4 protein-coding genes are annotated in these 5,917 nt (G+C 65.3%); all 4 read right to left on the bottom strand.

All coding sequences use genetic code 11. From position 1 onward, the window contains the following. Positions 1 to 767: ABC transporter ATP-binding protein (locus tag EOM25_11625; GenBank protein NCC25821.1), on the bottom strand; the 767-nt coding region annotated here is incomplete at its 3' end. Continuing rightward, positions 746 to 2,584: an ABC transporter ATP-binding protein gene (locus EOM25_11630; protein NCC25822.1), complete on the bottom strand. Its 1,839-nt coding sequence runs from the start codon at positions 2,582 to 2,584 to the stop codon at positions 746 to 748. The genes EOM25_11625 and EOM25_11630, both read right to left, overlap by 22 nt. A gap of 12 nt (positions 2,585 to 2,596) precedes the next feature. After that, on the bottom strand, positions 2,597 to 4,408 hold the full coding sequence (locus tag EOM25_11635) for an ABC transporter ATP-binding protein (GenBank protein NCC25823.1): 1,812 nt from the start codon (positions 4,406 to 4,408) through the stop codon (positions 2,597 to 2,599). A 113-nt stretch (positions 4,409 to 4,521) separates the two neighbouring features. Beyond that, complete coding sequence (locus tag EOM25_11640; GenBank protein ID NCC25824.1) at positions 4,522 to 5,730, bottom strand: AraC family transcriptional regulator; 1,209 nt, start codon at positions 5,728 to 5,730, stop codon at positions 4,522 to 4,524. Positions 5,731 to 5,917: the final 187 nt, after the last annotated feature.

The raw sequence follows: 5,917 nt of genomic DNA on the forward strand, positions 1-5,917 counted from the left end.
GTGCCGGTAGGTGTGGCGGCCAGCCTGACCGCTTGGGGCAGGGCCTGCCCGCGCGGCACCACCCGTGACCACAGCCGGTCCTGGAGCCGGTCGGTCAGCTTTTCCGGCGCGCCCTCGGCCACGATGCGGCCTTTGGCCATGATGGCCAGGCGGGGGCACAGGTTCTCCACGTCCTCGACGATATGGGTCGACAAGAGGACCACGGCTTCTTCGGCCACGTCGGCCAGGACCCGATGAAACCGGTTACGTTCGGCCGGGTCGAGGCCGGCCGTGGGTTCGTCGACGATGAGCAAACGCGGCGAGCCGATCAGGGCCATGGCAATGCCGAAGCGCCGCATCATGCCACCCGAATAGGTGGTCACGGCGCGGTGAGCCGCGTCGGACAGGTTGACCCGCTCAAGGAGCGTTTCCACCTCGGCGCGGCGTTTCTGCTGATCGGTCCGGCCTTTGAGCCAGGCAAAGCGGTCGAGCAGATCCCGGCCGCTGACGCCGGGATAGGCTCCGATCTGCTGCGGCAGATAGCCCAGACGGCGGCGCAGATGGTTGGGATCGGCCAGGGTATCGACGCCATCCAGCATGATCCGGCCCGTATCCGGGGCCTGGAGGGTGGCCAGGGTGCGCATGAGGGTGCTCTTGCCGGCCCCGTTGGGTCCAAGAAGACCGTACAGGCCCAGCGAGACATCCAGGTCGATGCCATCCAGGGCCTTGATTCCGTTGGCATAGGTTTTGGTCAGGCCGCGAATGGTCAGGCCGTGGGATTGGGACATATGATCTCCTCGCGATGAATGGTTTGAGGCAACGCGCTCCGCAGGTGCCAGTCCTTGGCCAGACTCTGGGCGTCCCACATGGCGCGGTAACGGCCGCCAGCCTTCAGCAATTCGGCGTGTTTTCCCTGTTCGACCAGTCTGCCTTCGTCCAGGACCAGGATGGCGTCCGCGCCGACAATGGTCGACAAACGGTGGGCGATGACAATGACGGTCCGGTCCCGGACCAGGGCGTCGATGGCCCGCTGCACCGCGACCTCGCTTTCCGTGTCCAGGGCCGCCGTGGGCTCGTCCAGGATGACGATGGGGGCGTTTTTGAGGATGGCCCGGGCAATGCTGATGCGCTGGCGCTCACCGCCGGACAGGCAGCCGCCGATGTCGCCGACCCTGGTTCCGTAGCCGTCGGGCAGGCGGGAGATGAACTCATGGCAGTGGGCGGCCCTGGCCGCTTCCTCGACCTCGGCGTCGGTGGCCTCGGCGCGGCCCATGCGGATGTTGTTCAGGATGGTGTCGTCAAATAGATAGACGTCTTGGAAGACCACGGACACGTGGCGCATGATGGTTTCGGGGTCCATGTCGCGCAGGTCCACGCCGCCGATGCGCACGCTGCCGGTTTGCGGATCGGCATGGCGCATGATCAGGCGGGTGACTGTGGTCTTGCCCGAGCCCGATGGCCCGACCAGGGCCGTCAGCGACCGCTCGGGCAGGGTGAAGCCGACATTGGTCAGGATCTGCTCCGGGTTGTCGGCGTAGCGAAAGTCCACGCCTTCAAACCGGATATCAAAGGATTGGGGGATGCCGGGCTGGATGGGCACGGGCAGGGGCGGTATGGCCATGAGCTGTTCAACCTGCTCGAACCCGGCCTCCATGAGGTCAAAGGCATCGGACAGATGAAAGGAGACGGCCAGAGGCTCGGCAAAGCGGGCCACGACCACCAGCAGGGCGGTCAGGGCGGCCAGGTCCAGGCTGCCGGTCAGGATGAACCACACTCCCAGGATCATGACCAGGACCAGGCCTATCTGCACCACGGACGAGGCCAGGAGGCTGATTTGCAAGTCGCGCAGTTGGGCCTTTTCCTGAATCAGGCGCAGGTGGTCCAGGGACTGGCGCAGACGTTCGGCCCGTGCGCCGGTCTGGCCCGTGGCCCGCAGCACGGGCAGGCCCTGGGCGTATTCGATCAGGTCGGCCGAGGTGCGGGCATGGGCCTCGGCCAGGGTGCGCATTTTTTCTCCGGTGCTGCGGCGACGGCGGTGGTAGACCGGCGTGGCCAGGGCCAGCAACACGAGCATGGCCAGGGCCAGGCGCCAGTCCACGAATATGGTCACGATCAGGGCCACGGCCGGGGTGACGATGGAATTGATGAAGGTCGAGGAAATCATGCCCATGGGCGTGATGATCTCGTCCACGTTGCCAGCCAGTACGGCCGAAAGCTCACCGGTGCGTTTGCGGTACAGCTCTTCCAGGGGCATGCGCCGCAGCTGCTTGCCCAGGCTCACCCGCAGATCGTGGGTCACGTCGGCCAGGGGGCTGGAATAGTCGAAGTCCCGGGCTTTCCAGCGCAGGACCGCGTCGAGGACCGTGCACAGCACCAGGAAGGCCAGCCACCACGCGGCGGCCCCGGTGTTGATGGGCGAGGCCAGCATGAGGCGCAGCAACGGGTAAAAGGCGGCAAAAGCCAGGCCCTGGACCACGGCCGAGAGCAGGGAAAAGAGCATGCTGCGGCGCAGGAGCGGGGACTGATCCCCGGCGGCGAGCTGCATGCGCCGCCAGGTTTCGGCCAGGGAGGGGACAGGGCGGAAGGAATCGGTCAGAGTGTTCATGGCTGCTCCTTGTCAGGACCGGGTTGCGTCGTCACGGCCCAGGGTCCAGCCCTGAGCCTGTTCGTAATTGCGCCACAATCGGGCGTAGACGCCGTTCGCGGCGACCAGGTCGCCGTGGCGGCCGTGTTCGGCCACCCGTCCCTGGTCCAGGACCACGATCTGGTCCGCGTCGCGGATGGTCGAGAGGCGGTGGGCGATGATGATGACCGTGCGCCCTTGCATCAGGTTGGCCAGGGCCGCGATCAGGGCGGCCTCGTTTTCCGGATCGGCAAAGGCCGTGGCTTCGTCCAGGACGACCACCGGGCAGTTCTGGAGGATGGCCCGGGCAATGGTGATGCGCTGGCGCTGGCCACCGGACAGGCGCACGCCCCGGTCCCCGGCCTTTGTCGCGTATCCCTGGGGCAGAGCCGTGATGAAGTCGTGGGCCTGGGCCGCCCGGGCCGCCTGTTCGACCTCGGCGTCCGTGGCCTCGGGACGGCCCATGCGGATATTGGCGGAGATGGTGTCGTTGAAGAGAAATGTGTCCTGGAAGACAAAGGAGACGTGGCGCATCAGGTCTTCGGGCCGGATGTCGCGCACGTCGGCGTCGCCGACGCGGACCGACCCGTCGGTCACGTCCCAGAAGCGGGGGATGAGCCGGGCCACGGTGGTCTTGCCCGCGCCGCTCGGTCCGACCAGGGCCGTGATGGACCCGGCCGGAACGTGGAAACTGACGTCGTCCAGAGCGTTGTCGGTGCGGTTTTCATAGGCGAAGCAGACCTGTTCAAAGGACACGGATGCATCGCGCGGCAGGCGGCGTCCCAGGGATACGGGCAACACGGGGGCGGCCTGCAGGTCCTGGATGCGCAGGGCGCCGGCGCCGGCCTTGCGGATGAAATGATTGATCCACATCAGCGGCATGAGCGATTCGGCCATGCCCGTGCCCAGCAGCAGGGCCGCGGCCCAGGTCGGAAAATCGAGACTTCCGCCGGTGTAGAGGAGCAGGCCGCCCAGGGTCAGGGCCAGGAGAGTCGGCAAGGGGCCGAGAATGAGAATGCTGATCTTGGCGCTGACGGCCGAGACTTCCAGCCATTTGGCCAGGACGTCGCGGAACCCGTCCAGGGCCGACTGATAGCGGCCAAAGGAGGACGCGCCGTCGTCAAAGGTCCGGACCACGGGCATGGCCTGCACGAATTCCACCACGGCCCCGGCGATGCGTTCACGCTCGTCGTCGTAGCGGCGCTGCAGCTCCGTGCTGCCGCGCATGGCCAGTATCACGCATCCCGCTCCAACCACCAGCAGACCCAGGGCCAGCAGGGCCAGACGCCAATCAATGATCAGCATCAGGATCAGGGTGGCCAGAGGCGTGGCCACGCTGCGGCCGATCATGGGCGTGGTATCGGCCACAAAGGCGTGCAGGCTCTTGACATCGTCCTGCATGACTTTGGTCACGGTGCCGGTCCCGGTCTGGAGCAGATAGCCCAGGGGGACGCGAGCCATGTGCTCGGCCAGACCCGCGCGCAGGATGGTTTCCAGGCGAAATGCGGCCATGTGGGACACGATGAAGCCTTTGTTGCGCAGGTAAAAACCGGCCCCGGTCAGCACAACGGCCAGCACGGCCCAGGGCCAGGGGGCGGGATCGGGACGAAGGAGCTGGGCGATGATCACGGCCAGCAAGCCCACGGCGGCCAGGGCGGCAATGGCGCCCAGGGCGGCCAGCCCCATGGCCAGATGGATGCGGCTGCGCACCGGGCGCATCAGGGTCCAGATGCCGCGCCCAGGCAGGGTTTCGGTTGCAAATACTCCGGCCCGGCCAAGGCCTGGGTCGCAGGTGGATGTGTTCATGAATGACCTCCGGGAATTGGGTTCCGGGGATCATGGCGAATCAACGCCGCCTCTTCCACCCCGGGAGGGAGAAAGACTGCCGCGAGCGGGAAAGAAAGGGCCCGGGACGAACTTCAGGGCCGAGCCAGATACGAGGACGGCAGGCGACCGTGATGGCGCTTGAAGGCTGAGCTGAAGTGGCTGGGGTTTGAATAGCCCACGGCCATGGCGGCCTGGAGGATGGAGGAACGACCCGACTCGATCAGTTCCATGGCGTGTTCCATACGCAGGGCCCTCACGAATTCGCCGATGGATTGGCCGGTGCGACGGCGGAATCCGGCCTTGAGGTAGCATTCGTTCAATCCGATGCGGCGGGCCAGGGCCGCGATGGTCGGAGGATCGGCCCATTCAGCCCGCAGGATGTCGATGGCGTTGTCGATGGCAGGAGTCGAGCGGATTGCTTCCTGGATACGGGCCGGATATTCCAGCCCCAGAATCTGAGCCAGGAGGTTCAGGGCCAGGGACTCGAAATGCAGGCGGCCGCAGACGGTATCCCGCTTGGTGGCCAGGAGGCGGGCAGCGGTGCTAACGAGTGGCGCTGTCTGACGCGGGCAGCGCGAAAGGGGGCGCCCGCCCTGAAAAGGTGAGGCATTGGGGAGGTTTTTATTGCGCAGGATTATTTCCAGACTTTGGCTCATGCCGCAGTTCGGATCGCCGAGCCAAGCCTCGACCATGGACCGGGGCAGGGTGATGGACATGCCCCGGATGACCCGGTGCGAGGGCTGGCTGTAGCGTATGCAAGTCGAGAAATCGTGGCACAGCCACAATTCCCCGCCGCGGATGACCTCGCGACCGCCGTTTTCGGGCATAACGACCTCGAATTCGCCAGACATGAGGAGATTGAAGCAGACCATCCCCCCAACGGAGAAATGGTCGCCTTCGACAGGACGAAACAGTTCGTAGTCGCACATGCCCACGTTCAGGCCCCGGTCGATATGAACCAGTTCGGTCCAACCGTTGCCGGACCCGGCAGCCAACTCCAAACGCAATTGGCCGGGACCGCTGCCGGAGGCGTGAGGCGACTCGACGAAAAGTCCCTGGGAAAGATAGTAGCGACGATAGATCTCGGCCAGGGGAAAGGGGTCGACGGGCATCGTTCTCGGACATGGATCAAGAGCGTACATGATCGAACCTGTAAGGGTTGGAGCAGGTCGACCCGGAATGGAATTCGCCCGAGAGCTCATCGTCCGAGTCGGCCATGCACGGTGCGTTGCGATGATGATTTGGTCTCTGGACTCAGTCCTTTTCATGGTCCTCGGCCATGAAATCCGTTTGGGTATCATGGCCGAGGACCTCTGTGGAAATGCCGGGCCAACACGACCCGGCTTCCGGGTTGCGGTATCGGGGCGGCGAGCCTCTTAGAATGAATACACCAATCCCAAGGACAGACGATAGGCGGCATCATCCTTGCGGTCGTCGTCGAACTTGGGCTTCAGGTAGCCGAGTTCAGCCACGGCGGTCAGTTCCTCG

The sequence above is a fragment of the Deltaproteobacteria bacterium genome (genome assembly GCA_009929795.1).
Taxonomy (GTDB): Bacteria; Desulfobacterota; Desulfovibrionia; order Desulfovibrionales; family Desulfomicrobiaceae; genus RZZR01.